Here is a 26,982-nt window from a genome sequence, read left to right as displayed (position 1 = left end):
CTCAAGTCGCGAACGCCCTGTCACGGGGCCACTTCGCGAGCGATGAGCTGTCCAGCCGTTGAGCTTTTCAAATGTGTACCAAAGAAGATTGGCAAACCGCGAAAAAAATGTCGAATTTGACTCGATGGCCCGAGTCACGTTCAGCGAGCGCCTGGTGTCCGTCGGACGTCACGGTGATGCACTCTTATCATACGGCGGCCTTGCGTACATCTATCGATGACCTGAACGAGTCTCATGAAAGCTCCATAGGGGCAATGTGGCCGGATAGGAGGGAATCGGGTAGAAACCCTTGGATCGTGGTCCAGTACACATCGAAGGGCACATGCGCCTGGACGTGCGGCATTTCGAGCAGGGTCGGTGCCACGCTGCAGCCAGCGTTTAGAGAGGCGACCAGCTCCAGTGTCAGGCCACGCGATGTGCCGGAACCCAGCGGCAGAATCCTCAGGTGGCTGTCGGCCAGCCTGCCCACGGCTTCTCCGCCGCCACGCGCACCAGGTCATCGTAGGCATGTGAGTACGGACTGAGCAGGCTGGTCCATACCGCGCGGCACCGCGATGCGAGCTCAGGCAGGCATTCGGCGCTGGGTACGGACAGCGGACGACGGTGGTACTCATGGACGCCTCCTATCGGTGGGCACGTCCACGGGACGTCGCGCGCTGTAGACATAGTTGAGCCCAGCCACCGCGAAGGTGGCGCGAATTAGGGCAATGTGGTGCGCCAACTGTTGCCACTGCACTCGCCAGGCCAGGTGAGCGATGCCGGTGTCGATATGGCGGGAACTGCTGACGATGGCGTGCATCGGCAACAGGTTCTCGACGCTGACCTTGGCGCGAATGAAGCGCAGCAGTTGGTCATCGGGACCGCCGTCGGCGCACGAAATTTCCAGCTCGGCGCTGTCGGTAGAACATCGCGTTATGACGAGTTCGATCATGTTCGGTGCATTGCAGGTGCATGTGCCGTCGACGGCCGCCATATCGCTTGGCATGTCATCGTCGTCTGCTCGGCTGCAGGTCAGCGGTGCCATCACCGTGCGGTTCGGCAGCGCGTAGGGGCCGAGCCAGAGTGGAGAGAACAGATCGGTGGCAATTGCGCCGTCGAGAGTTTTCTTCATTTGGAAGTCTCCGGTTGCGGATGTCCTCGCCATGGGCACGCACCGTTACGCCGCCTCGGCGACAGCATGCTATGGATGGTACGAATGCCGCCCGGCCATAATAGTCTGTCGGTCGGGCAACTCGGCTCACACCTTGGTATGTTTTTCGAATGACCGTCAGGCGGGCAGGATGCTTACCGCTCATGCCTTTGTATTCCCTCACAGATGCAATCGCGTTTGGCGCTCCAAATGGAAATTCGCTCGAGACAAGCACGTTACCGCCGGGGCCTACGACCAGGTCCAGAGGGCTGACCTCATCATCATCGATGAACTGAGTCACCGTCAGGGACGGAGTAAGACCAAAGGCGCAAAAGGTGTTTTGGCCTGCACCATCTGGACTTATCCCGGACGAGAGAAAGAGTCGGCCATCGGCAGCGAACCCAAAGCCGCGCGGAAACGGCACGATGCCGGGGGGGGATCACCCAAACCGGGCGGCCGTTCAGATCAGGGGAGAACGCCGCGATCGTCCTTTCCGAACGCAGGCCCACATAGTAGCGCCCATCAGGTCCAACTACACTACCACCCGCATTTAGTCCGGGAGTCCGGCCGTTATCAAGAACTACCTTGCCTTCAGAATCAAGGGCCAGGATTCGGTCATCGCCACTATTTAGATATAGAACATTTCCGTCGGCGCTCGGGCTCATGCCTTGCCCGTCCGCCGCGAACGCCAGCAACGCGCCGAAGCCATCGCCGTTCGCCTCGGGGGGCGGAAAATTCGAACATCACCTGAAAACGCCCCCCGACCGATCCCGATGCACTGGTTACTAGTAGGTTCACGATAAACCACGCTGGCGAGCCCTCGGCATTCGGTGAGTCAGGGCTTTCTCGCCGCCGCCAGATGCCCGAGGAATATGAAGTTCAGTTCCTGCGATACGCAGGAAGACACTGGTTAGGCCAAAACCACTGCATCATAAGTGGGATAGTCGGTGTAGCCTCGGGAGTCACCGCCGTAGAACGTCGAACGGTCGTAGTGGGACAATGGGACTCCGTGGCGTAGACGCAGGGGCAGGTCAGGGTTTGAAATGAACAACCTACCGAAGGCAACGAGATCGGCTCCCCCCTCCGCGACGATCCGCTCGGCGCTTTCGCCGGTAAAGCCGCCCGCGACGATGAGCGTCCCCTTGAACCAGCGGCGAATATCGCCAGACCAGACGGCGGCCTCGCCGGCACCGATGTCGACGATACCCCTGACTCGTGGCTCGATCACATGCAGGTACGCAAGGTCATAAGCGTTCAACTTCTCCGCAACGTACCGGAAGGTGCCGTGCGAATCGCTGTCCGACATCGTGCCATATGTACCACTAGGCGAAAGACGTACGGCCACTTTACCCGGTCCCCACACGGAAACTACCGCATCGAGCGTCTCAAAGAGGAAACGCGCGCGGTTATCTATCGGACCACCATAGGCGTCGGTCCGGTGATTAGTACCGTCCAGCAGGAATTGTTCAAACAGGTAACCGTTGGCGGCGTGCAGTTCGACGCCGTCAAAGCCAGCCTCCTTGGCCAGAATGGCGCTTCGGCGGAACTCCTCGATGATAGCTGGAATCTCGTGCAACTCCAGCGGCCTGGGAAGGACCAGCTCGGCCTCGGCAATGTTGCCATCCTCGTCCCGGATGGCAGCATGTTCGAGAGAGAGCAAAGCAGAAGGGGCAACGGGTGTTTCGCCGCCCGTATTAGCCGGGTGAGCTTGGCGACCTGCATGCCAGATTTGCAAAAAGATGCGTGCACCTTTCGCATGGACAGCCTCAACAACGCGCTTCCAGCCTTGGACATGGGCCTCCGTATAAATGCCCGGCGCATCGACGTAGGCGATACTAAGGGGCGAGACCGCAGTCGCGTCTGTGATCAAAAGTCCACCCTTTGTGGCCCGCTGCGTGTAGTAGTCAACCATTAGATCACCTGGCACATTGGCGAGCTCGGTGCGCATACGCGTGAGTGGCGCAAGTACCACGCGATGCTCGACCTCGTAGGGTCCCACGGCTTTAATGCTGAATAGGTTCTTCATTGCTCCTGCTCCAAGGAATTAAGTGATGGTGATCAGATAATCGTCGCAACTTAGAGCGAGCAGAAGGGGCCGCAGGGCAATAACACTCATTCCCGGGGGGAATGGAGCGGTGTGCGCCCACTCTAGGGCAGCGGGGGAAACTCACCTTATGCGCTATTTGCCGCCAAACTGGACGAGCGCATACCTTGCATGCGGAAATGGCGCGAATACCCCGCCGCTCACTGCCCGTTCTGTGAGAACAGTTCTGGTAGATAGCGCGGCAGTACCGCCGCGAGAAAGCACGACAGTTTCGGCTAATTTCGCGCTTACCACCATCCAGCTGTATGACTCAGACGCTGCTTTATGACGCATCGGGTCGACTAGTCGATACGATATTGTCCAATCTGTTCGACAACTAGCTATGCCAAAACGCAGCCTCCGTGCAATCAGTGTCCATGCCGGAGAAGGCGCGTTCTCAGGTGGGGCACCGCAAAGTCGAAGAAGGCACGGGTCCTTGCCGGAAGATTCGGCTGCGCGGCGTACATAACACTCACTGGGATGGCTGGAGGCTCGTACTCCCGCAATACGAGCTCCAACTCGTGCTTCTCCACGGCGTTGGCGACTTGGTGCGAGAGTACGTGGGCCAGGCCAACCCCATCAATTGCAGCTTCGATTGCGGCATCGGCGGTATTGACCGACATCCGTGGGCGTACTGGGACGCGTTCGGCCCGCGTCCCGCTATTTGCCATGAAAGCCCAGGGCGGCCCAGACGGTAGAGATTCAAAATCGATGCAGTCGTGCGTTGCCAGGTCACTAGGTATTACAGGGCGACCGCGGGCGCCAAGATATGCGGGACTGCCGCATACAACCCTGTACACACTTCCAACTCGAGTCGCGACCATGTTGCTGTCTGGTAGTCTTCCGACGCGCACCGCAATGTCGATATGGTCGTCGACCAGATTGAGTACCTTGTCCGATAGCACAAGTCGAACATGGATCTCGGGAAAGTTCGAAGTGAACTCCTTTGCAATAGGTAAGACATGAAGGCGCCCCAAAAGCAGCGGGGCTGTGACAACGACGTCCCCCCGCGCAATGCCGTGTCCTTCTGTCGCCGACTTCTCGGTCTCTGCGATACGGGAAAGAATTTCCTTGCACGAGGCGTAGTAAGCAGCGCCAACGTCCGTCAGCCTCAAAGCTCGAGTTGAGCGGGAAAGGAGCCGAGCGTTGAGATAGCCCTCAAGCTGGGAAACCCTTCGGCTAACCGTTGTGAGGGGGATTCCCAGCCGACGGCTCGCTGCGGAAAAACCCCCTTCATCCACAACTGCAGTTAGCACTCTCATCGCATCTAGTCTGTCCATATGAATCTCAACTATTCCTTGACCGCTTTCCAGCAACTCTGCGCCTGCCATTTATTGGAAGGCAGATTCTCAGAACGAGTGCTTAATCGCGCCATCGTGATCCCGTAGCATGACGCTTGAATTTGATGTGCTAGGACAGAGTCGGCAGTGGTCCCGGCGCTGTGATTGCATAAGTCTTCCGGTTGAAAAGAATGAAACTCCTTGCGACGCTGCTCCCGCAGGTTGCCTTTTTGCTGCTTGGGGGGCTGCCGTTGGACGTAATCGCAAAGAAATGGATGCCGTATGCAGCGCCATCTTCCGATACGCGAGAGGAACCGCCTGACCACCGAGCCACTGTTGTGGAAATAGCTTCGCCGATTGCAGGTGAGGCAAGAATCAGCTCCAACTTTGGTATCCGCGTTGACCCTGTGCACGGGGACGCTCGGACACACACTGGCATTGACATCGCGGCTCGCCATGGGACGCCGGTATTGGCTGCTGGCGCGGGAACAGTCGCCTTTTCCGGTGTCGATAAACGAGGATATGGCCGATACATCATCGTGCAACATGCAGCCGGATACTCGAGTTGGTACGCCCACTTGTCTACTGTTGCAAAGGGGCTGCACATCGGTGCCCGATTGTCGCCAGGACAGTTGATAGGTTCTGTCGGCCAGTCTGGGAAAGCAACGGCACCGCATTTGCATTTTGAAGTCAGATTCAACAATCTGCCCGTTGATCCTCTCCGGGCCTTATCCCCTCTATGCTGACGGACGGGACCGTTTGGCGACCAGACATCGACATGTCGGCGTGCCGGATTATCCGCTACGGTCATTTTCGTTCTGAGTACGTCGTTGGGCTCATCGGAACCTGGTCACCTGCACTTGCGAATGCAAACTTCGAGCAGCAGCAATCCACAAACGGCCAAAGCGATCCCGAGTAATTCAAGCGCATCAGCTTGGTGCCCAAGAGCGGGCAATGCGATTGCGGTCGCCAGCGCCGGTGTGAGCCGCGTGAACACCGTGGCGCGAGTTCCGCCTAGGAGGCGTGTGGCTCCGTTCTGGATACCCGACCCGCCACGGCGCAACTACTCCACCTGCAGAAGCCGGTCGGGCATCTCGCGGAGAACGGCTCTAGATTCGTCCTCCGGCTGCCGCATCAGTTTGCTGGAGGGAAATCCAGGTCCGTGTCGTTGACGCGATTAAACGTGTTTGTGAACACGGTCAGTGCGATCGTCAGAGCGATGTCCGCCAACTGCCCATCGGTGTAGCCCGCGCTGCGAATCGCGGAGAACTCTTCATTGCTGATAGTCCCGCTCGACTCTTGGATAGTTCGAACGAATCGAATCAGCGCGTCACGCTTCGAGTCACCGGTCGACTGGCCTGCGCGAATTTGGCGAACGGTTTCGGGCGACAGCCCCACCATCTTGCCGAGCATGACATGTGCGGCAACGCAGTAGTCGCAGCCGGTAAGCTCGCTGACCAGCAGCTTGATCGTCTCCAGGTCTTGCTTGCTAAGGCTGCCGGCTGCGAGAGCCCCTTCTGCATTCAGTACTGCCTTGAGCGTCGCTGGCGCGACATGACCGACTGCCGCAAAAAGGTTTGGGATGCTACCGCCTGTCACTTGCTTGACCTGTGCGTAGACTTGTGCGGTGGCACCAACTGCCGAATCTACTGCTGGTACGGTAATGCGGCTCATCATTGACTCCTATGAAAATCGGTTGGGGAGGCTCTACTGTAGGCAAGCCGGATGAGCTTGCCGAGGCCTCATTGACTCATTAGAATGCTCCAAAGTATCGCTATCGCGGAATCATGTCCCCTCCTAAAGATTGGCTGAGCAGACTGCTTGAAATCATGACTGTCACAGGTCAACTCGACGTCCGATGTGCCTACGGATCGCCATGGCGCATCGTCTACGAGCAGTCCAAACTGGGCGAGATTCCTTACCATGTTGTGCTCAACGGCTCGGCGATTCTCGAAGGCCCATCCAGCACCTCGCCAATCGCCCTTCGGGCCGGTGACATCGTTCTATTGCCTCATGGTTCGGCACACATGCTCCATGACGGCAGCGGCAGACTGGCGGCACCTGCACGCGCGCGAAATGACGTCAACGTTACGGTCAGCGAAAACGACGGCCCAGGGGAACGGCTCGACATGCTCTGCGGCCACTTCTTCATCACACCTCCACATGATCGACTGGCGCGGGACTTTCTACCGACAGCGCTTATTGTTAGCGCAGCGGCGTCTGAACCGGGAGGCGGTACGCGGGCGGGCCTCACGAGTCTTATGGAGTTGATGCGAGGTGAATCCCTTGGAAATCGCCTTTGGGGGACATGCGATGCTCAATGCGCTGTCGACCATGTTGTTTGCTCTGACCATGCGGTTAGCGAGCGAGTCGGACCAACCGCCTACTGGCCTTCTGGGCCTTGCTGGGCATCCACGGTTAGCGCCGGCAATTTCTGCCATCTTCAATCAGCCTGCGTCTCCGTGGACGGTGCCCGAGCTCGCGCAGCGCTGCAACATGTCGCGCGCGACGTTCATGCGGCAGTTCCAACAAAGTTTTGGACGTACCGCCCATGACTTGCTACTAGCCGTCCGAATGAGTCTGGCGGCAAATGCTCTAAAGAATCCCATGACGAAAACGGAGGTAGTCGCTGAAACTTTCGGATATCAGTCTGTCGCCGCATTCCGGCGAGCATTTACAGAGCAGCTGGGCATGACTCCTGCGCAATGGCGTCGAACTGTTGGGTCATTGTCACATCCGGATGAGCAGGCGGAAGAAGCTGTCTCTCTTTTAGGCGAGTCAGTTCCAGCCGGAAACGAGCCAACGGAGTAGACTAGCGGGACTTTCCCTCGCGCCACTGGAAAAACGAAATCACGTCTGCGCGATGGCCCGGTCTCCGGCTCCTATGCAAGCGAGCTCGCACTGACGACATTAGACAAGCGACCTACCAACGGACGCACCGCCGTCGACGAAAAGCGTCTGACCAGTGATGAACGCAGCGTCTTCGGATAACAGGAACTCGATCGCTGCCGCGATCTCATCGGGCTTGCCGAAGCGATTCATCGGAACACTAGAAAGAAATCGCTTCTCCCCCACGCTTCCAGGTGGGCTGTTCTTTCGGAACAATTCCGTCTCTGTCGGCCCTGGAGCAACGGTATTAACAGTAATTCCTGTGGTCGCAAGTTCTAGCGCCCAAGACCTCGAGAAGCTTATTAGGGCCGCTTTCGCTGCGGCGTAAGCCGTCCGTTCGAACGCGCCTAAGACAGTAAGACTCGAAATGTTGACGACACGCCCCCAGCCTGCCTTGCGCATGCTTGGCAACAAAGCCTGCGTAGCTTGGACGGCCGGGTGAAGGTTGGCGGTAAGGACGGCGTCGAGGTCTTCTATCTGCACCTCGCCGATTCGCTGAGGTCTAACGAGACCCACATTGTTCACGAGTCCGTCGAAGTGGATAGTACCCGTTAGCCTGCTCAGCGCGGCTTCAGTCTGGCGGAGGTCTGACAGGTCAACCGAAACTAGTTCGCCGGGAAATGAAGCGTCCTCGCTTCTAGCTAGCCCGATTACCTGATGGCCACCGCCAGCAAGGCGTTCTGCCAAAGCGCGGCCGATGCCTTTGCTGGCGCCAGTGATTAGGAAAGTGCGTGTCTTCATAGGGTCTACCTTGGATCTGACCCCTGGATCTTCCGCGCAGGTGCCTCGGCCCACAAGACAGCCGAATTGAATAACAGCCATTCCGTAGTGGAATACTGCCCCCTTCGTATGTGGCGTCCGCGATACAAGAGACGAGATTGTCGTATATATAGTTACGAGGCCCCTGCCTTGCTACAGTAAATTCAGGCTCACCGCAACGAGGCAGCTACACATGTGGTGGCCTTCCGAAAAAATCCTGCATGGAGTGATGTCATGGACGCCTTAGAAGAATTTGTCCCGCCGCCGCAGGACGACAGGAACAACCAGAGATTTCCGATTCTGACGCCTGCGCAGATCGACCGCATTCTTCGGTACGGCGTTGTTCACCGATTTCCGGCAGGACAGGTCCTTTTCCACCAGGGCGATAGGAACATATCCACCTTCGTCATCCTGACCGGGTCTCTTGAAGTCGATCGTTGCAACGCCATCGACTCACATAGTCTGGGGACGCGCTGCCCAGGGATGTTCACCGGGGATATTGGCTCTCTGGTCGGGCGCGGAGCTGTAGCTACCGTTCGCGTACAGACGGATTCAGAACTGCTGGTAATCGAGCCGGAGGGCATGCGAGCGCTCGTGATCGCAGAGGCAGACCTTAGCGAGATCATCATGCGGGCGTTCATTCTTCGTCGGGTGTCCTTCATAGAAGATGCGACGTCCGGTGGGGTCATTGTCATCGCCTCGAGACACTCGGCAGGGGCGTTGCAGCTCAGAGAGTTCCTGTCCCGCAACAGCTACCCGGCGTTGTATCTGGACGCCGACCAGCAAGTCGAGGGGCGAGCGCTAATGGAGCGGTTCCACATAACGCCAGACGATTTGCCCGCAGTCATCACCCCCAAGGCTGATGTCATGTGCCACCCGACCAACCGGGCCCTTGCTGACGCAATCGGAATGAGCCCGGAGCCTCTGGGTGGCAGGCGCTTCGATCTCGCGATCGTTGGGGCAGGCCCCGCCGGTCTCGCTGCCGCTGTTTATGGGGCATCTGAGGGCCTTCAGTCGGTTGTTTTCGATTCCACCGCTCCGGGGGGGCAAGCGGGAACAAGTTCGAAGATCGAGAACTATTTCGGCTTTCCAACGGGTATCTCGGGAAGGGCTCTGGCAGGTAGGGGATTGGCGCAGTCGAGAAAGTTCGGCGTGGAAGTCGCAGTGCCGGTAGCAGTGTCCGCGCTCCGAAAGGCGGGGAGCGAGTTTGTTCTTGAAGTCGATAATGGTGACCTTGTAACCGCACGCGCCGTGGTAATCGCGACGGGCGCTCATTACAGGAAGCCGGACCTAACTAACCTCGCAGACTACGAAGGTAGGGGTATCTACTACAACGCGTCATTCACGGAGGCCACCTATTGCGCAGGCGAGGAAGTCATTGTTGTCGGAGGAGGGAATTCCGCAGGTCAGGCCGCTGTATTTCTCTCCGAGCACGCACGGCATGTGCACATCTTGGTTCGTTCCACGGGACTAGCGGCGAGCATGTCTCACTATTTGATCCAACGTATCAACGCCGCACCAAATATTACTCTCCATGTTGAAACTGAAATTGGCGCGCTGATTGGTCAAGGGAAGCTGGAAGCGGTCCGATGTCGAAATACCCGCGGCCAGGTTCGCACATTCGAGATCGGTCACGTTTTCCTTTTTCTCGGGGCTGACCCGTGTACGGAATGGCTTGGCGATTGCGTTGCCCTGGACGACAAGTCTTTTGTCCTCACCGGGGCACAGGTACCACAGGGGCACTGGATCCTCGAGCGCTCACCGCTCCCAATGGAAACCAGTCTGCCAGGTGTATTCGCCGTTGGCGACGTAAGAAGCGGCTCGGTCAAGCGGGTTGCGGCCGCTGTAGGGGAGGGCGCCGCTGCGGTGCAGGCACTTCACCTGTTCTTCGCGTGGTAAAGCGCCGCGCATCGTGTCGAGTGATATGTCGCCGCCGCGATGCGGACATTATCGTTCGCGTCGAGCCCAACGGCGCGGCATTCCGCTGTAAGTAGCAGCAGCGGAAGACACCTTTGTATGGTGGCGGCCCGGCGCTCGTCCGCATAGCATTCTAAGTGCCTCGCAAACAGCGAGACCTGGTGCTTCTCCCCCTTTGAGCCCGCCCGCACGGTGGGCTTTCTTTTTTGCCTCATCTGATGCTAGAGGAGGCGATCGAGCGAGCTTTGGACGGTTGGAATGCCTCCCAGGAATGAAAGTTATTCCTTGCGCCGCACTAGTCAAACATGCTCGCCTGTCGCACCATCAGCGCTAAGGATGCTCACAGCGTATCCGCTAGTCTCTCGCCGAGTTTCTGTTGCGCAATGTGGATCGCGAACGAAGCGTATAGCGGCCGGGAGGAACTCACATGGACACTTGGCATCGAAAACTGGCTGCCATGCGGATCGAATGGCATTGCCGAAGGTCGAAGACCTGTTGGCCCGCGCAGTGGTCTTGAAACAGCACATTGGAAGCTAAGGATGGAACTTGAAGGTAAGCGCGTATTGATCACTGGCGGATCGAGTGGTATCGGTTTGGCGTTAGCACATGCGCTCATCGAGCGCGGTGCAAAAGTGTTCATCACCGGACGTCGGAAGGTCGCCCTTGACGAGGCAATTGCCTCATTGCGGTCGGCAAAGGGAGTTGCTGCGGACGTCGGTACGGAAGAAGGGCGAGCTCTCAGCCTTGACGAGATGTTCAAGGCGTTCGGTGGACTCGACATCTTGGTCAACAATGCCGGTGCGGTTCGGGCGGGCAGGCTGGAGACCTTGTCCGAGACCGAGATAGCTGCAATGGTAAACGTCGATCTTTTAGCACCTATTCTGCTTACACGAGCGGCGATGCCACTGCTCAGGGCAAGCGGCGACGCAACGGTTGTGAACATTTCGTCAGGAATGGGCTTGATCGGTGCGCCGTTCTATTCTGCGTATGCAGCCGTAAAGGCGGGCATAGCGCATTTTGGCGAAGCACTGCGGCGCGAACTGAAAGGCGAAGGTGTCCACGTTCTTACCGTATATCCAGGCGGTACGGATACCCCGATGATGAAGTCGAATAATGCAGGCCCGCAGCTGGGCTTTTCGCTCGAGCCTGCTTCTTCGGTCGCGGAGGCGATCGTAGACGGAATCTACTCGGCGGCGTTCTCCGTCGTGCGCGGCGGGGAAGCGCGCGCACAGATGATCGCATTGAATCGCAGCGACCCAGCTGCAGTTGACGAGCGGTTTCTCACGATGAAAGCCGCTTTCGAAGAGGCGGTTCGACACCATTCGGCGCTCTAACGTGTAAATGCCACAGTGCCGAGTCCGCTATAACGGTGCATGAGTCTCGTTTCGCCCCAAAGCGGCATGGATCTAATTTGAGCACCAACTTGCCTGGCGCAGCAAGGGAGGTGCTCGCGCCAGTCCGCGTCGCCCCATGGCTCCGCGACAGTCGAGTAAGCCCGCCTTGCCGAAGCTTCTCGACTGACCGGGCTGATCCATCAACCAGGCAACGATTCCAAGCGTTCAGCAAAATGGTCATGCAAACTCGGTCTCGTATTGACGCTATTCTGGAAGTCCCGCTAAATCGGTACATGGGCCTGGTATTCGACGGAGCAGGAGATGGTACAGCACAAGCCCATTTCGACGTCGGTCCAGAACACCTGGCATTCGGCGGGCTCCATGGGGGCGTGCTCTATTCCCTGATGGAAGCGGCGTGCCTCTTCTCACTATTGGACTCGCTAGATAGCTCCGAACACGCGGTGACTCATGATCTGCACGCCTCGGTCATGCGCCCCGTGCCAGCCGGTACGCGATGCGAACTAACTGCCCAAGTGATTCGGCGGGGACGCATGCTGGCTTTTATAGAAGCAAAGGCAGAGGTGGGGGGCAAAGTCGTCGCAGCCGTCCGGGTCACAAAATCGATAGTCAAACTCGGCGCCACATAAAGGGTACGCGATTCTACAAATGAGGGGCGGCGACATCGCAGTCACCGCCAAAGTATGTCTTCTTGGGCGGCTCTTAAGAGGTAGAGAATGGCAAAAGACGTGTCGAAACACCGGATCGCGCTCGTCACCAATGCGGCAGACTATGCCGGGCCACCTGCTTGCAGTGCGCTTACAGCGGCCGGATTCCGGGTGTTTGTACACGACAGGACGTTTGGTGAACCTGCGCGTTGGACCGCGTTCTCGCGTGATCATCCAGGGGCCGAAAGGGTTTTGGCGGAGTACCCGGCGGAATTGATCGAAGCCATTTGGACGAAGGAAGGTCGTCTTGATGCACTCGTGAGCAATGATCACTATCCCGCGCCACAGTCAGAGTTCATCGCTACAGACCTGACACACCTGAGGAACACACTGGAGGCCCTACTTGTGTGGCCGTTTGCACTGCTGCAGGCCGCTCTAGCGAAGCTGAAGTACCAAGGTGGGGCCAATATTGTCCTTATTACATCGTGTCGCACGCTTTCGCCGATGGCGGGCGGTGCTGTTCCTGACACTGCTCGCGCCGCAGCGAATGCACTTGTGCGGTCTCTCTCTGTTGAGTTCGCGCCAGACAATATCGCGATAAATGCGGTCGCGCCAAACTTCCTTTACAGCGAGGCATACTACCCTCGCGCTATCTATGTCGAAAGCCCCCGCGGCAAAGCTTACATCGATGGCCACGTGCCAATCGGAAGGCTCGGCAAGCCAGAAGAAATCGGCGAGATTATCTCGTTCCTTGCCACAACCCACGCAAGATTCCTGACTGGCGCAGTGATTGATTTTTCTGGGGGATGGCCAGCCACGGTGCCCCGCCCAGCGTAGCGCTATATCTGGTCACTTACAGTCAGGGAATGGCTCTGGGCGACCATCGCGATTAGCGAGGATGACACTACCTATCAGGAGTAATGAAGAACTTATTCCCTTGGATACCTTTCTCGACGCCTCTGCATCCATTCCGGACGACATGGCGTGGCCGTTGGCGCGTATCCAACAGTCGCTGGACCAGACGATGCAAGCGAGAACGCCAGAATCTGATGTTTGCGTATTCGCTGCCGGATCACTCATCTGGAACCCTGGATTTTCTTATGCACAGCGTCGCGTCGCAACGCTGGAAGGGTGGCGACGGAGCTTTTGTTTGCGGCTGATTGCAGGCAGAGCCACTCCGGAGGCGCCGGGCAGGATGCTGGCGCTGGAACCGGGATGTATGGCTGTAATCTTCACCTCTGCCCATCACCCCTTGAAACCCTGGTAATCCTGGGGGCGTCCATGTATGTATAACGAGATGACTCTAACCGGCGTCAAGTCTTCAAATTGGTTGTAGTGCCGGATCGCCCGTTTGGCAGAGCGCTGATCTGATCCAATTCTACGAGTATCAATCCTCTTTTTGATTGATCGTCTCAGCGTGGCAGGCCTCGGCAACGGGTTGCTTGCAGCAGACCATGCCCGAGTGCAACCGAGCCTGAGTGACGAGCATCCCTCATGCGTACCGATTGCAGGGCTTCGCCGTGCCGAATGCCGTCATGGTGCGCAGGGGTCTGCGCGCCGGCTTCATCGTGGGCTGGTGTGTTGGCGCTCACGCCGGCCGCCGGCGACCGGCTTGTCGCCGGGCTTTGCCTCCAGTGTGAGCCGGCAGGGTGGGGGCGGAAACTGGTGTTGGCGGCTGCGGGCCATGTCTGAGCGCCCGCATCAGCAGTTCCTCGGGTGTCTGCACCGCCAGGGCAGGCGGGATAGCGATCGGGTCGAGTACTGGCGCCGCATCGCTCGTGCCCATCGCCGTTGAGCTTGCGATGGTGGCGGTCCGGCCGGTGGTGGACACGCTTGGCGTATCGGCCGGCGACACGCCGCTGACCCGCTCGTAAGCTGGCGGGGCGATCCCGGCCAGTTCCTCAGGCCACTTGCCGAGCAGATAGTAGTCCATCACCTTGCGCGCGATCGGGGCGGCGTGCTGGGCGCCGAAGCCGGCGTTCTCGACGATCAGCGCAATGGCGATGCGCGGCTTGTCGGAGGGCGCAAAGGCGGTGTAGAGGGCATGGTCGCGCTTGTGCTCGATCAGTCTCCGATGGTCGTATTTCTCGCCCTTGGACAGGGAGTACGTCTGCGCGGTGCCGGTCTTGCCGGCGGACTCGTAGGCGGCGCCGGCGAAGGCGCGCGCCGCGGTGCCAGAGTGTGTCACCGCTACCATGGCTCGCTTGATCACGTCGATGTCGGCTTGCTTGAACGGCAGGCGGTAGCTTTCCTTGGGCGCTGTCTCGATGCGCTGGCGCGTGCGCGCATCCTCGACCGCCTTGACCAGGTGGGGTTTCATCACCACGCCGCCATTGACGATCACCGAGGTGGCCTGGGCAAGCTGCAGGATGGTGAAGCTGTTGTAGCCCTGCCCGATGCCGAGCGAGATGGTTTCGCCGTCATACCATTTCTGCTGCTCGGGCTTGCGGTACGCGCGTCGCTTCCAGTCGGTGGACGGCAGGATGCCGCGGCTTTCGCCTTCGATGTCGATGCCGGTGAGCTGCCCGAAGCCGAGCGGCTTCATGAAGTCGTGGATGGCGTCGACGCCCATATCGCGCGCCAGCGCGTAGTAGTAGGTGTCGCTGGACAGCATGATGGAGGCATGCATATCGACCCAGCCATGGCCGCCCGGCTTGTTATCGCGGAAGGTGTGGTTGCCAAGCGTGAAGAAGCCGGGGTCGTGCATGCCCCATGCAGCGGTCCGCTTGCCGGTGGTCAGCGCCGCCAGCGCCATAAACGGCTTGTAGGTCGAGCCGGGCGGATAGGTGCCGCGCAGCGGGCGGTTCAGGAGCGGCTTGTCCGGGGAGACGCTCAGTTCGTTCCAGGTGCTGGTGTCGATGCCCTCGACGAACAGGTTGGGGTCATAGGTCGGTTTGGACGCGAAGGCGAGGATGTCGCCGGTCTGCGGCTCGATCGCCACCAGCGCGCCGCGGCGGTCGCCGAACAGCGCCTCGGCCAGCTGCTGCAGGCGGATGTCGAGCGACAGGATCAGGTTATTGCCCGGCGTGGCGGGCGCGGTGGACAGCGTGCGGATGGGGCGACCGCCCGCGCTCACCTCCACTTCCTCGATGCCAGTCAGCCCGTGCAGTTCGGACTCGTAGCTCTGCTCGATACCGATCTTGCCGATGTAGTTGGTGCCCTTGTAGTTGTCGGCATCGCGGCGCGCATCGTAGGTGGAGCCGTCGGCATCGTTGGCCGTGTCCATCGCCTCGATGCGTTCCTGGTCGCGCTGCGAGATGCGGCCGATATAACCCACCACGTGCGAAGCCGATTCGCCCAGCGGGTACTGGCGGAACAGGCGGGCGCGTACGTCCACGCCGGGAAAGCGGAAGCGCTGCGCGGAAAAGCGCGCCACTTCCTCGTCGCTCAGCTGGCTGTGCAACGGCAGGCTCTCGAAGCTGCGCGACTCTTCCATCAGCCGCTTGAAGCGGCGCCGGTCGCGCGGCTGGATATCGACCAGCCCGGACAGCGCGTCGAGGGTGTTGTCCAGCGTGTCGTCGAGCTTGGACGGGGTGATTTCCAGCGTGTAGGCCGAGTAGTTGCGCGCCAGCACGATGCCGTTGCGGTCCATGATGATGCCGCGGTTGGGCTCGATCGGCGCTACCGAGATGCGGTTGTCCTCCGCCTTGGCGGAATACTGGTCGTGCTTGACCCATTGCAGCCACGCGAAGCGGGCGAACAGCAGGGAGAACAGGATCACGACGAACAGCGCCGCGGCCGCCACACGAATGCGGAAGCGCCCGAGTTCCAGTTCGACGTTGCGGATTTCGGTCATGGTACTGCCAGGGAAAAGGCGTGGCACGCGGCTAGATCGGCCGCGTTTCGTCGACGTCGGCCGAACGCCATTGCGGCGCCAGCAGCGACCGGCGTTGGAATCAGCGCCGGCGCAGGACGCAGTCAGTGCCACAACGAAGATGCTGACGCCTAGCGCCGTAGCACTTCGAGCCAACCCCTCTGTGCCTCTGTCAAAGCAGCATCCGGGGTGAGCATGGCGTTTTGCAGGGCAGATCGGGACTCGTCTTCGGCGGTCGGCAGCGGCGCGCTCAGCAGCGCCTCCAGCACCCGGCCGGCCTTCCGCAGAGTCTGCCCATAGAGTTCGAAGATGGAGGCGACGCTGACATGCTGGGCGGGATCCTCGAGCCAGCAGTCGTAGTCGGTGACGAGGCCGACGGTCGCATATGCTAATTGGGCTTCCCGGGCCAAGAATACCTCGGGAACGTTTGTCATACCTACGAGATGACATCCCGCCTGGCGAAGGAACCGGCTCTCCGCCTGTGTGCCAAGGCGCGGGCCTTCGACACAGCCGTATGTGAGGCCACGATGCACGGCGACACCAATGCGCCCGGCGGCGGCTTCCACGGCATTGCCGAGCTGCGCACTGACGGGTTTTGCGGTGGACACATGTGCTGCGACGCCATTGCCAAAGAAGGTCCGCTCGCGATGGCCGCGCGTCCAGTCGAAGTACTGTTCCGGCATCGCCAGGTCTCCCGGTTCCAGTTCCTGCTGCAGGCTACCGACTGCCGAGAAGCCCAGCAGCATCGTAGCCCCCGACTTCTTTAGCGCGAAGACATTTGCGCGGTAGTTGACCTCATGCGGCAAAAGGCGGTGGCCCGATCCATGACGGGCGAGGAACAGCACATCCTGACCGTGGAGGCGCCCGAGCAAGATGTCGCCGGAAGGAACGCCGAACGGCGTCGCATCGGCGATGCGCTGATCAATCGTCAATCCAGGGAGGTCGTAGAGGCCGGTGCCTCCAATGATGGCTAGCATGAATTAGTCTTCCAAACGAATTGCCTCGTCCAGGGTATATTCAGGTCCCTGTACGATGCGCTGGTAGTAGGAAATATTGGCATCACTGGCCTCTGGCCATTGATGCAGGAATCGACGCCGAACCTCGGCAATGTCGACTTGCAGGGCGATCGCATCCATGAACACGTTGCCTTGCCGGACGCCAAATCTCCGCTCACGTCCGGCGAGCGGCCGCAATGCCACGCGGGTTAGCAGTCCGGCTCCATCATCGCGGAAATTGGGCATGCCTGCGGCGCCGTTATTTAGGATCCAGTGGCGGCCAGGAAGGCCGGAAGTGTTCAGCGCCTGAAAAACAGGGAGACAGGTGTGCGTGCAGGCGAACGCGTCGACATCAGCAGCACGGAACCAGCCACGAGCCCGGTCACGATGCCCGGGCTCACGCATATGCTCCTGCGCGAAGCCCCAGCCTGCCAGCGACTGCGCGTCGCCGTGCACCAGGCCCAACCGCATATCGCCCACATCCGCCCGTAGCCACATCGGCAAGGCCGAGAGCTCGGATCGTTGGGCTGGCGTCGTCGCACCGCGTAGTCGTTGCAGGATGTGGTTCGACCGTGTGACAACGCCGTCACTAACCCATTCCGGGTACGCACAGCCGCAACCCGCGGCGTCCGAGGAGGTGTCGTCCGACAGTTCCGTCTCGACATTGCCACGCAGGCAGGTGTGCGCAAGGACTTCCCGCTGGATCCGGGCAAACGTATCGGGCGCCGCATCGAACCAATGGAAGTCGCCATTGAACACGAGGCGCTTGCAGCCCTGTTCACGCTCGAAAAGCCTCAGCACCTCGTGCAGCGCCAGTTCGTTGCCATAAAGACCGCCGACGACATACAGCACCTCCAGGTCGCTCAAATCGCTAGGTGCGTTGCGCGCGAATACCTGAGGGCCATATTGGTAGTGCAGGGGGCAGGCGCGTCCCGGCTCGGCTGCGCGCGGAGCGTCGCGCGTGCTTTCGGTCAAATGAATGAGTGGGTCGTCCAGGGTCATGCTGCTTGGGGCTCAGTGCCTGCGTAGATCCGGCCGAGGCGTTCGGCGCACGCTTCGGCAGGGCTGCCATCGAAGACGATCCGTCCCCCCGCCAGACCGATGACCCGCTCCGCCAGCAGTGGAATGAGGCTGGCGTTGTGCACCACGGTGACGAGGGTGGCCGATTCCGCAGCAACCCGCAACGCGGTGCAGGCTTGCGCTGTGGCGCCGGGATCCAGCGCCGAAGTGGGCTCGTCTGCGAGAATCAGCCGGGGCTGCTGCAACTGAAGACGTGCGAGACTGACCTTCTGGCGCTCGCCGCCGGAGAGCCGGCCGGCCAGCGTGCCGGCGCGATCGGCGAGGCCGAGCGATGACAGCGCGGCGTCGGCCTTCTGCTGGACGCTTGCCGGATACAGGCGGACCCAGCTTCGCCAGAGTGGTATCTGGCCGGGCTGCGCCAAGGCGCCCAGGATTACGTTCTCGCGGGCAGTAAGGCGAGGCACAAGGTGAAGTCCTTGCAGGAGTTGCCCGATTTCGGCCCGCAAGAAACGCCAATCCGAGCGGCCCAGGGTTCGCGGTACGCCGGGACCGAATGACCGGTCCAGCACCGAGAGCCGGCCCTGGGCGGGAGCAATGAAGCCCCCGAGCGCTCTGAGCAGCGTGCTTTTGCCAGCGCCATTGGGCCCGACAAGCGCCACGCGCTCGCCACGATAGATGGTGAGTTCGGGAACGTACAGTAACGTCCGGCCGCCTGCTTTTACCACAAGGTCTTGTACCAGGATGTCAGGTCGGGCCATTGAGTCCCCCGATCAGTCCCTGCCGGATGCGGCGCGATAGCGCGTCGAACGCCGTGACGAGTGCGACCACGATCAGCAGGATCGTCGCCAGCCGACTCCACTGGAAGAGGCTTACCGCCTCCGAGATCAGAAGACCGAGGCCACCCGCCCCAATCAGGCCAAGGATGGTTGAGTCGCGGATATTGAACTCCCAAACGTAGAGATGGTTGCTGATGAACTGCGGCAGTACCGACGGCCATACCGCGCTGAAGAACACCTGGGAGGGCGTGGCCCCGGTGGCACGCACCGCGTCCACCGCGCTCATGTCTAGCGTCTCGATGCTCTCGGCGTAAAGCTTGCCGTAGGTGCCCAGCGAGTGCAGCGCGATGGCCAGCACACCCGCCGTGGGGCCCAGCCCGACGATGCCGACCAGCACCAGCCCAAAGACCAGGGTGTGCACGGCACGGGCGATATCGAGTACGCCGGTGGTGGCCCATGCCAGCAGGCGTGGCGCGTTCAGGTTGCGGGCGCTGAGCAGCGCCAGGGGCAGCGCCAGCACTGCCGCGAGCAGCGAACCTAGCGTGGCAATCTGGAACGTGGTCCAGGTGGCCCGCCCAAGTGCCCACAGAAATTCCAGCTCGGTCGCGCGCCGATTCTCCGCGCGCAGCAGCGTCCCGTCTTCGCTCCGATACTCGAGGCGTTCCGGTCCCAGCCAGACATCGAGGAAGCTCGGATGCCCGAAGTCCGCCAACGACTTCATCAGGTTGTGCCAGGGGCTGCGCCCCAGGGACAGGTCGCCGGCGGCGGCGAGCGTGCCCACGCAGAGCCCCACAATGACAAGGTAGGACGCTGCCACCGCAAGGAAGCGCAGGCGGCCGGGATTGCCATCCCGCCCGGAGCGATGAACGAGTGCCGTCATTTCCCCTGTTCCCGGGTCACCTGGTGCTCAGCTTGCCAGTGGCAAGGCCCGCATCCCGGATCGGCTTATAAAAGCCATCGTCCTTGGATACGAAGCCCGTATAGTGCGCGGGCAGCAAGCCGGGTTGGGTTTTCAGCAGCGGTCCCACTTCCCCCAGCGCGTCCTGCAAGCGCTTGACGAAGGCCTTGTCCTTGAACAGCGCTTCGCTGACAGCGACGGCGTCATTCGGTAGCGGCTCGGATTGCCAGACGATCTTGCTGCGGTCTGCCTTGATCAGGCCCTGCTCGATCATCGCATTGCGATTGCGGTTGTAATCCGCGCCGGCATCGAGCTGTCCGGCGGTGACCTGTGTCTGGATGGCCTGATGCTTGGTGAAGAGGACGCGACCGAAGTGGCGTTCCGGATCCAACCCCTGCTGCAGGAAGTAGTGCAGGGGGATAAGGTAGCCAGAGGTCGAGCCCTTGTCGCCGAAGGCGAACGACCGACCTTTGCCCTTGGGCCCGAGCAGGTCCTGGATGGTGTTCAGGCCGGAGTCCGGGTGCGTGACGATTATGGCGAAGTAGTCGGGCTTGCCGTCGTAGAGGATAGTCGAGACGACTTGCGCGCCCGAAACGTGATTGGCCAGCACGTATCCCCAGGGTCCTATCAGCGCAATGTCGGTCTCGCCGCTTGCCAGTGACTTCGCCAGTCCTTCCCAGCTATCCACGGTACGCAGTTCCACCGGCCGGCCCAGGCGCCGCGAAAGGTGCTCCGCCAGCGGGCGATAAGTCGCATCGTTACGCTCCTTGTCCGGTTGGAACAAGCCGACGCCGAATTTCAATGGCGCGGCTTGCGCCTGTGCAGTCGCGGTGCCCGCGAAGCCGAGCGCGGCCAGCGCCAGGGCGGATATGGCGCCGAGTGTGGCGGCGCGTCGGGTGAGTCGAGTCATTGCGGAGCTCCTGCTGAAGGTGGGTCGAACTTGGGTGAAACCGCGGCTGCCGACAGCGTGGATTGGGCAGCACTGGCGAAGCGGCGCAGGAAGCGGCGGTCGATGTGGTCTTTCCACTTCCGCACCCAGCCGCCCTCGAAGCCGACGCTGCCGCGGGAAGCGATCGCACGCCCGTCTCCGATGTCCAGCAGCGCAAGCACGCGGTTCTGGGGTCGATACGGCGCGGCAGTTCCATGGCCCAGCACCGAGCGCAGATTCCGGTCGAGCGCCTGCCCCATGCGCACCGCGTAGACGCCGGCTTTCGGCAACGGATCGACCCATTCGGCGCAGTCGCCCGCGGCATACACCTCGGAGTGCGAGACCGAGCGCAGCAGCGTGTCGACGCGTATGTAGCCTTGCGCGGTCGCCGCCAGGCCACCGCGCCGCTTCGCGTCGCGCTGCCAATGGTGCGGCTCGGCGCCGGTCGCCCACAGCACGAGATCGTTGCCTGCATCGATCGTGTCTTCCCAGGTGGCACCATGCCGGACCGTGACCCCAGCCCGCTGGAGCGCCCGCTGCGCGGCACGCACGGCGGCGGGTGCAAGGCGCGGAAGCAGAGTTTGGCTGCGCGTCACCAGCGTGCCGCGAACCACCCGGTCCGGGCGCTCTATGCGCAGGCGGGACAGCACCGCCAGCAGGGACTCGACGCCGGCGGCGCCGCCACCGACCGCCGTGACCGAGAATGGCCGCGTGCTGCGCGAACCTCGCCAGCGCTCCATGACTTCGTCCCAGCGCTCACGCAGCAATGAAAGCGGACGCAGCGGCAGGATGGTGCCGGCATCCGGCATCGGAGGCGTGAGTGTGGCCCCCACGTTGAGCGACAGAAGGTCGTAGGGGAGGTTGGCGCCGGACGTCAGGGATAGACGCCGGTCACGCGGAGCCAGGCATTCCAGCTCGGATTGCACGAAGCTCGCTCCCGCCGCAGCGGCGAGGGCCCGGAAATTGATGCAGAGATCGTCAAAATCGTAAGTGCCGGCGATCCACCCCGGGACCATGCCGGAATAGGGCGCCAGCGCTATGGGGGATACCACGACGAGGTCCACGCCCGCCAGTGGTCGGTCAATCCAATGGCGCAGTACCTGCGCGTGGGCGTGGCCGGCGCCGACGAGCACAAGTCTCTTCATGGCAGCCACCCGGCCGGAAGATGAGCGAGGTCCGCTGGCTCATCGATGTCCATCACCGGTTCCAGCTCCACCCAATGCAATCCAGCCGCCTTTGCGCGCGTTCGGGTCTGCGCCATCACTTCAGCCGTGCTCCACCGCATGCCTTCAAAGAGGGCATGCGCCGGGCGGCGCAGGCCGACCAGGGCGTATCCGCCGTCCAGGGCGGGGACAAAGACCGCGTCATGTTGGCGCAGCGCCAGCGCCGCCTCGGATAGCCGCGCCGGTCCGAGCATCGGCGCATCGGTTCCGATCAGCAGGACGCGCGGGTGCCTGGCAAGCGTTCTCGACATTGCGCGAGTCATGCGCGCCCCGAGATCGCCATGGCCTTGCACGCCAAGCGTCAAGCCGAAGCGTTCCGCGAGCCGCCGGAACGCAGGGTGGCTGGCATCCGGAGCCGTGCAGAGCTCAATGTGGTCGAAGCCCGCGGACGCGGCTTGTGCCACGCAATGCTCCAGCAGACGTTCCGCCAGCGCGGCCGCGCCGTCCGCACCCAGTGCGGGGGCGAGACGGGTTTTGGCCAGCCCGGCGACGGGGGCCTTGGCAAAAATCAACAGGGCGGTGGTCATCGATACGCCTCGGCCAGCGCATCAGGGGATTCGCCCCGCCAGTAACGCCAGCGAAGGTGCCACATCAGCAGGATGGTTCTCCACACGCCGCGGCTTTCCCAGCGTCGCCCGGAGGTCGTGACGCGTGGCGCCAGGCAGGCAGGTCGCGCGATGGCGCGAAGGCGCTGCGAAAGCGCTATGTCCTCCATCAGTGGCTGGTCCGGAAACCCACCAATCCGTTCGAACCACGCACGGCGGACGAATATTGCCTGGTCCCCCGTGGCGATGCCGCTCAGACGGGAGCGCAAATTCATCATGGCGGCCACGATACGAAGCGATTTCGCCCGCCCGGCGATCCGCACATCGAATCGCCCCCAGATGGCGCCTCGTCCAACGGCCGCCAGCAACAGGGTATCGGCGCGTTCCGGCAGAAGGGTGTCGGCGTGCAGGAACAGCAGTGTCTCCCCGCTCGCGTGGGCCGCGCCGTCGTTGAGTTGCCGTGCGCGGCCCCTCGGTGCCTTCACGAGCCTATCGGCAAGTGGAGCGGACAAGTCGCGCGTGTCGTCCTCGCTACCGCCATCCACGACAATCACTTCGACCCCGCGCGCGCGCAAGGGCGTCAGTTCGCGGAGCGTATCGGCAATACCGGCGGCTTCATTCAGCGCCGGGATGATGATGGAAAGCCTGGGTTTCATTGGATATCGTTGAGCGCCCAGTCGTAGTCGAGAAAGGCAATCGGAAGCGATTCGCTGCGGATCCGCATGCGGTCGGCAGGCGAGTCCGTGAGCAAGGCGGCGTACCGGGCGGCAAAGCCGGACAGCGAGCCGATGCCACCAAATCCGAGACGGAAATCCTCGCCGTACCAGTCGAAGAGCTTCGATAGCGCGATCCGGCCACGATGACCGTCGAAGCGATTACGCGTGCGGTCGCTCATGTAACGCATCGTCTGCTGCTCGAGTTGCGCGTCGAGCCGCTCTGCGACGTACGCTTCCTCGCGTAGCATCGGGCAGCCGACCGAGGCACAGTTGACGGCAAAATGCACGCGCCAGTCGTCATAGCGACCTCGCGCGCGCAGCATGTCGTGCTCGATGTTGTCGAGCGAGACCATGGCTCCCAGCAGCGGAATCCACGTTGGCTTCCAAGCGCTGGAGAGCAGGCCACCAAGTTCCTTGATGGACTTCAGGTTGGGGTACCTGGTCAGAACGAGCTCGATCGTGAACGCGTTGTAGGCGTTGATGAGGAAAGCTTGCTGCTGGGCTTTGCCGAAGCGTGCGAAGGCCTTCCCTGTCACGGCTGACAAGTTGTCCAGATAGTCCCTCAGCGCCACGCGTTCAGAAGCGAACCCTGCATAGTTCACCTGGGACGCCTGGCCGCCGCGGAGCAGGACAACGTATTTGTTCAACAGCGTCGTCCAGGCACCGTGTGCGGGATCGAAGGCCTCGGCGAATGTCCGGGGCGCCACTGCGATAGCAGCAGCGCCAACACCAGCGCGCAGCACGCGGCGGCGGTCCGATCTCATGCGCGCTCCCATGCGTGATAGCGCGCCACCCATGCAAGCAGGCGCTGCGGTGCGTGTGCCCGCTTCCACGCCCCCGCGGCATGCTTGTTCGCCTCTGCCAGCGTGGGGTAAGCATGGATGGTGCCGAGGATCTTGTTGAGGCCGATCCCGTGCTTCATGGCCAGCACGTACTCCGCGAGCAGGTCGCCGGCATGGGCGCCCACGATGGTCACGCCGAGAATCCTATCTTTGTCCGGTACGGTCAACACCTTGACGAAGCCGTGCGCGTTGCCATCGGCGATCGCACGATCAAGGTCGTCGAGCGCATAACGGGTAACTTCATAGGCGATGCCTTGCTTGCTCGCCTCAGTCTCCGAGAGGCCGGCGCGCGATACCTCAGGCTCGGTGAAGGTGGTCCATGGAATCACGGAGTAGTCGGCCTTGAACTTCCGGAAGCGGCCAAAGAGCGCATTGACCGCGGCGTACCACGCCTGGTGAGCCGCCGCGTGGGTGAACTGGAACGGTCCGGTTACGTCGCCTACAGCGTAGATATTGGGATACAGCGTTTGCAAGTAGGCATTGGTCTCTATGGTGTTGCCATCTGTCAGCGGAATTCCGAGCTCTTCCAGTCCGTATCCGGTGACACGGGGTGTTCGCCCCACCGCACAAAGAAGTTGGTCGAATTCCACCGCAACTTCGCCATCAGTGTTTCGCGCGATTAGACGCTTCTGCCCCTCAACGACCTCGGCCCTGATTGGCAGATGCCCGGTCAGGATATTGATGCCGTCTTCCCGTAGCGCGCCGTCCACCAGCGCCGACACGTCCGGGTCTTCGCGCATCAGTATCCGCGGCGCCACCTCCAGTTGCGTGACCTGCGCGCCCAGCCGGGCAAAACTCTGCGCCAGCTCGCAACCGATCGGACCGCCGCCGAGCACGACGAGCCGCCGCGGCAATTGCGTGAGTCCCCAGACCGTGTCACTGGTCAGATAGCCGGTGTCGTCGATCCCGGGAATCGGCGGCACGACCGGACTGGCGCCAGCGGCGATCACGATGCTGCGTGTGGTGATCGTCCGCACGGTGCCCCCTGCAAGCGTTACCTGAACGCGCCAGGGGTCGACAATGCGGGCGTGACCGTGGAGAACGTCCACGCCAAGCGCGCGGTAGCGCTCCATCGAATCGTGGGGTTCGATATCATGGATCACACCTTGCAAGCGCCGCATCACCGCCGCAAAGTCGACGTCGACGTTGATGTTCCTGAATCCAAATCGCTCCGCGGTCTTCAACTGCCTGGCCAGTTTGGCAGAGCGGATCAGCGCTTTGCTCGGCACGCAGCCTGTGTTAAGGCAGTCGCCGCCCATTCTGTGGGCTTCGATCAGGGTCACCTGGGCCTTTACCGCGGCGGCGATGTATGCGGAGACGAGACCACCGGCGCCGGCACCGATGACCACAAGGTTTCGCTCGTAGGTCGCCGGCGCCTTCCACTTCGCATACAGCGTGCGGCGCCGCCGCCACGCCGCGCACGCCTTGGCTACCATGGGGAAAGCGCCCAGCAGCAGAAAGCTGGCCAACAACTTCGGCGACAAAATGTCGTCCATGGACTGAATGGCAGCGAGCTGCGTTCCCGCATTGACATAGACCGCCGTGCCGGCAAGCATGCCGGCCTGGCTGACGAGGTAGAACGTGCCGGCGTTGATGGGCGCGAGGCCCATCAGAAGGTTGATCAGCCAGAACGGGAATACCGGCACCAGGCGCAGTGTCAGCAGGTAAAGGACGCCGTCCTTCCGAATCCCCTCGTTGATGGCTGCAAGAGACTGGCCGAAGCGAGCCTGAACCGGAGCGCGCAGGAGATAGCGCGAGGCCAGGAACGCAAGCAGCGCGCCGAGGCTCGAGGCAAACGACGTGACCAGCATGCCCGGGCCAAGGCCGAACATCGCCCCGGCTCCGAGCGTCAGGATCGCCGCACCCGGAATGGACAGCGCCGCGGCTGCAACATACAGCGCAAAGAAGGCAATCAGCGTCGGCAACGGCTGGTCGCGGTAAGCGGCCGCCAGCGTGTCGCGACTTTCCTTCAGATGGTCGAGCGTCAGCACATTGCCGAGTTCGAAGTGCCAATATGCCGCGATGCAGAGGATGGCGGCCACGGCCACGCCGATCCATGGCGCCTGCCTCGGGGAAGCGGCCATCACACGCCTCCCGTCGGGGCGGCAGCGGCTGTGGCGGCCAACGCTCCGCCGCAACCGCTCCCCTGCCCTGCAGTGCAGCCGTAGCAGTGATCCGCGATGCGAATGGCTTCACTGGCTGGATCGTGATCGAGCAGATCGCGTAGCTGCGGCCGCGTCAGGCCACCGAGGCGGGCGCGCAGAGCGAGCATCTGGTTGAAGTCGCAGTCGTACAGATCTCCCTGCCAATCCACGCTGATCAGGCTTCGGCACATGACCGTGTCGAGGTTCTCCTCGCGAAAGGCATCGCGCAGCAGCGCCATGTAGTCGCGGAATGTCCCTTTGCTGACGAGCGTGCTGCCAAAGCGCTGGATCGGCATATTCGCGACCGCGAATAGACTATTGAAGCGGATGCCGAAATGCAGCAGCAGCTCGCGCTTGTAATCGTCTTCCAGTTTGCCCTGGGCAGGGGGCAGCGCAGCGCCCTGGGGGTTGTAGACGAGATTGAGCACGAGTCCGCTGCCTTCCTTGCCATAGCCCAGGTCATTCAGCGCACGCAGGCCGGCGATGCTCCGGTGGAAGACACCGTCTCCACGCTGGCGGTCCACATTGGCCGGCGAGTAGCACGGCAGTGAGGCGGTCACTTCCACACCTTCCCCGGCGAGGAAATCAGCAAGCGTCTCCATGCCTGGTTCGGAGAGGATGGTTAGGTTGCAGCGGTCGATGACCCTCACGCCCAACGTCCTTGCCTCGCGGACCAGGTCACGGAAATGCTCGGACAGCTCGGGGGCGCCACCGGTCAGATCCAGCGTCCTGACCTGACGTGCATAAAGTACCTGTACGACGAGCCCGACCGTGTCCGCATCCATCATCTCGATCCGGTTCGGGCCGGCATTCACGTGGCAGTGCAGGCAGCTCTGGTTGCACCTGTAGCCCAGATTCACTTGCAGGGTATCGAGGCGATCGCGGCGCACCGCCGGGAAGTCGGTGGTCACGAGCAATGGAAGGGTGGGGTGCATGAGCTGTTCCTTCGGGCTAACCATGCCCGTCTCCGGCCAATTCGCCGGCGCTCCCGAATTGGTTACAGCCACCTCGGGCAGGGGGGCGCG

At 61.6% G+C, this 26,982-nt stretch carries 24 protein-coding genes and 1 pseudogene; 7 read left to right on the top strand and 18 right to left on the bottom strand.

What is annotated here, in order from left to right:
• Window positions 1-232: 232 nt before the first annotated feature.
• From ACW4E8_RS34780 to ACW4E8_RS34765, 4 genes are all read right to left on the bottom strand, one after another.
• A complete protein-coding gene (locus tag ACW4E8_RS34780) occupies window positions 233-469 on the bottom strand; it encodes a hypothetical protein (RefSeq protein WP_456808653.1) in 237 nt (78 codons plus the stop codon).
• 141 nt (window positions 470-610) lie between these two features.
• Entirely contained in the window at window positions 611-1,111 is a 501-nt protein-coding gene (locus ACW4E8_RS34775) for a hypothetical protein (RefSeq protein ID WP_456808652.1), read from the bottom strand.
• Window positions 1,112-2,039: 928 nt separating this feature from the next.
• A complete protein-coding gene (locus ACW4E8_RS34770) occupies window positions 2,040-3,155 on the bottom strand; it encodes an alkene reductase (protein ID WP_456808651.1) in 1,116 nt (371 codons plus the stop codon).
• 425 nt (window positions 3,156-3,580) lie between these two features.
• Complete coding sequence (locus ACW4E8_RS34765; RefSeq protein WP_456808676.1) at window positions 3,581-4,474, bottom strand: LysR family transcriptional regulator; 894 nt, start codon at window positions 4,472-4,474, stop codon at window positions 3,581-3,583.
• Window positions 4,475-4,683: 209 nt separating this feature from the next.
• On the opposite strand from ACW4E8_RS34765, the gene ACW4E8_RS34760 reads away from it, so the two are divergent.
• The gene (locus ACW4E8_RS34760; protein WP_456808650.1) at window positions 4,684-5,238 is read left to right on the top strand and encodes a M23 family metallopeptidase; all 555 of its coding nucleotides are present in this window, start codon (window positions 4,684-4,686) and stop codon (window positions 5,236-5,238) included.
• A gap of 388 nt (window positions 5,239-5,626) precedes the next feature.
• On the opposite strand, the gene ACW4E8_RS34755 is transcribed toward ACW4E8_RS34760, so the two are convergent.
• Entirely contained in the window at window positions 5,627-6,166 is a 540-nt protein-coding gene (locus tag ACW4E8_RS34755) for a carboxymuconolactone decarboxylase family protein (RefSeq protein ID WP_456808649.1), read from the bottom strand.
• 113 nt (window positions 6,167-6,279) lie between these two features.
• On the opposite strand from ACW4E8_RS34755, the pseudogene ACW4E8_RS34750 reads away from it, so the two are divergent.
• A pseudogene (locus ACW4E8_RS34750) lies at window positions 6,280-7,207 on the top strand (cupin domain-containing protein); the annotation flags it as partial.
• Window positions 7,208-7,402: 195 nt separating this feature from the next.
• Here the strand turns inward: ACW4E8_RS34750 and ACW4E8_RS34745 are convergent.
• Window positions 7,403-8,122 (bottom strand): SDR family oxidoreductase, encoded by a 720-nt coding sequence (locus ACW4E8_RS34745; RefSeq protein WP_456808648.1) that lies wholly within the window; start codon window positions 8,120-8,122, stop codon window positions 7,403-7,405.
• Between the two features lie 252 nt (window positions 8,123-8,374).
• Here ACW4E8_RS34745 and ACW4E8_RS34740 point away from each other — a divergent pair, with 252 nt between their 5' ends.
• The 5 genes from ACW4E8_RS34740 (at window position 8,375) to ACW4E8_RS34720 (ending at window position 13,323) form a co-directional block, all read left to right on the top strand.
• Window positions 8,375-10,039 carry an FAD-dependent oxidoreductase gene (locus ACW4E8_RS34740; protein ID WP_456808647.1) on the top strand — a complete coding sequence of 555 codons (1,665 nt, stop codon included), beginning with the start codon at window positions 8,375-8,377 and terminating at the stop codon, window positions 10,037-10,039.
• Window positions 10,040-10,596: 557 nt separating this feature from the next.
• Complete coding sequence (locus tag ACW4E8_RS34735; protein ID WP_456808646.1) at window positions 10,597-11,391, top strand: SDR family NAD(P)-dependent oxidoreductase; 795 nt, start codon at window positions 10,597-10,599, stop codon at window positions 11,389-11,391.
• Window positions 11,392-11,624: 233 nt separating this feature from the next.
• On the top strand, window positions 11,625-12,038 hold the full coding sequence (locus ACW4E8_RS34730) for a PaaI family thioesterase (RefSeq protein WP_456808645.1): 414 nt from the start codon (window positions 11,625-11,627) through the stop codon (window positions 12,036-12,038).
• Between the two features lie 87 nt (window positions 12,039-12,125).
• A complete protein-coding gene (locus ACW4E8_RS34725; protein ID WP_456808644.1) occupies window positions 12,126-12,893 on the top strand; it encodes an SDR family oxidoreductase in 768 nt (255 codons plus the stop codon).
• Between the two features lie 61 nt (window positions 12,894-12,954).
• On the top strand, window positions 12,955-13,323 hold the full coding sequence (locus ACW4E8_RS34720; RefSeq protein WP_456808643.1) for a gamma-glutamylcyclotransferase: 369 nt from the start codon (window positions 12,955-12,957) through the stop codon (window positions 13,321-13,323).
• Between the two features lie 321 nt (window positions 13,324-13,644).
• Here the strand turns inward: ACW4E8_RS34720 and mrdA are convergent, their stop codons facing one another.
• From mrdA to arsS, 12 genes are all read right to left on the bottom strand, one after another.
• On the bottom strand, window positions 13,645-15,852 hold the full coding sequence (gene mrdA / locus ACW4E8_RS34715) for a penicillin-binding protein 2 (RefSeq protein WP_456808642.1): 2,208 nt from the start codon (window positions 15,850-15,852) through the stop codon (window positions 13,645-13,647).
• A gap of 149 nt (window positions 15,853-16,001) precedes the next feature.
• Window positions 16,002-16,847: an S-methyl-5'-thioinosine phosphorylase gene (locus ACW4E8_RS34710; RefSeq protein WP_456808641.1), complete on the bottom strand. Its 846-nt coding sequence runs from the start codon at window positions 16,845-16,847 to the stop codon at window positions 16,002-16,004.
• A 3-nt stretch (window positions 16,848-16,850) separates the two neighbouring features.
• Entirely contained in the window at window positions 16,851-17,867 is a 1,017-nt protein-coding gene (locus ACW4E8_RS34705) for a metallophosphoesterase family protein (RefSeq protein ID WP_456808640.1), read from the bottom strand.
• A complete protein-coding gene (locus ACW4E8_RS34700) occupies window positions 17,864-18,643 on the bottom strand; it encodes a phosphonate ABC transporter ATP-binding protein (RefSeq protein ID WP_456808639.1) in 780 nt (259 codons plus the stop codon). The genes ACW4E8_RS34705 and ACW4E8_RS34700 overlap by 4 nt, the downstream gene beginning before the upstream one ends.
• Window positions 18,630-19,541, bottom strand: a complete 912-nt coding sequence (gene phnE / locus ACW4E8_RS34695) for a phosphonate ABC transporter, permease protein PhnE (protein WP_456808638.1) — start codon at window positions 19,539-19,541, stop codon at window positions 18,630-18,632. Before phnE ends, ACW4E8_RS34700 begins: the two co-directional genes overlap by 14 nt.
• 16 nt (window positions 19,542-19,557) lie before the next feature.
• Window positions 19,558-20,469: a phosphate/phosphite/phosphonate ABC transporter substrate-binding protein gene (locus tag ACW4E8_RS34690; protein WP_456808637.1), complete on the bottom strand. Its 912-nt coding sequence runs from the start codon at window positions 20,467-20,469 to the stop codon at window positions 19,558-19,560.
• On the bottom strand, window positions 20,466-21,632 hold the full coding sequence (locus ACW4E8_RS34685) for an FAD-dependent oxidoreductase (RefSeq protein ID WP_456808636.1): 1,167 nt from the start codon (window positions 21,630-21,632) through the stop codon (window positions 20,466-20,468). Before ACW4E8_RS34685 ends, ACW4E8_RS34690 begins: the two co-directional genes overlap by 4 nt.
• A complete protein-coding gene (locus ACW4E8_RS34680) occupies window positions 21,629-22,237 on the bottom strand; it encodes a TIGR04282 family arsenosugar biosynthesis glycosyltransferase (protein WP_456808635.1) in 609 nt (202 codons plus the stop codon). The genes ACW4E8_RS34685 and ACW4E8_RS34680 overlap by 4 nt, the downstream gene beginning before the upstream one ends.
• Window positions 22,234-22,911: a TIGR04283 family arsenosugar biosynthesis glycosyltransferase gene (locus ACW4E8_RS34675; RefSeq protein ID WP_456808634.1), complete on the bottom strand. Its 678-nt coding sequence runs from the start codon at window positions 22,909-22,911 to the stop codon at window positions 22,234-22,236. The genes ACW4E8_RS34680 and ACW4E8_RS34675 overlap by 4 nt, the downstream gene beginning before the upstream one ends.
• Complete coding sequence (locus ACW4E8_RS34670) at window positions 22,908-23,735, bottom strand: DUF547 domain-containing protein (protein WP_456808633.1); 828 nt, start codon at window positions 23,733-23,735, stop codon at window positions 22,908-22,910. The genes ACW4E8_RS34675 and ACW4E8_RS34670 overlap by 4 nt, the downstream gene beginning before the upstream one ends.
• The gene (locus tag ACW4E8_RS34665; protein ID WP_456808632.1) at window positions 23,732-25,897 is read right to left on the bottom strand and encodes an FAD-dependent oxidoreductase; all 2,166 of its coding nucleotides are present in this window, start codon (window positions 25,895-25,897) and stop codon (window positions 23,732-23,734) included. Before ACW4E8_RS34665 ends, ACW4E8_RS34670 begins: the two co-directional genes overlap by 4 nt.
• Window positions 25,897-26,916: an arsenosugar biosynthesis radical SAM (seleno)protein ArsS gene (gene arsS, locus ACW4E8_RS34660; protein ID WP_456808631.1), complete on the bottom strand. Its 1,020-nt coding sequence runs from the start codon at window positions 26,914-26,916 to the stop codon at window positions 25,897-25,899. The genes ACW4E8_RS34665 and arsS overlap by 1 nt, the downstream gene beginning before the upstream one ends.
• Window positions 26,917-26,982 lie beyond the last annotated feature (66 nt).

The organism is Cupriavidus sp. CP313 (genome assembly GCF_054072015.1).
The sequence above is the reverse complement of the archived record's forward strand: the minus strand, read 5'-3'. Positions and strand labels throughout refer to the sequence as shown.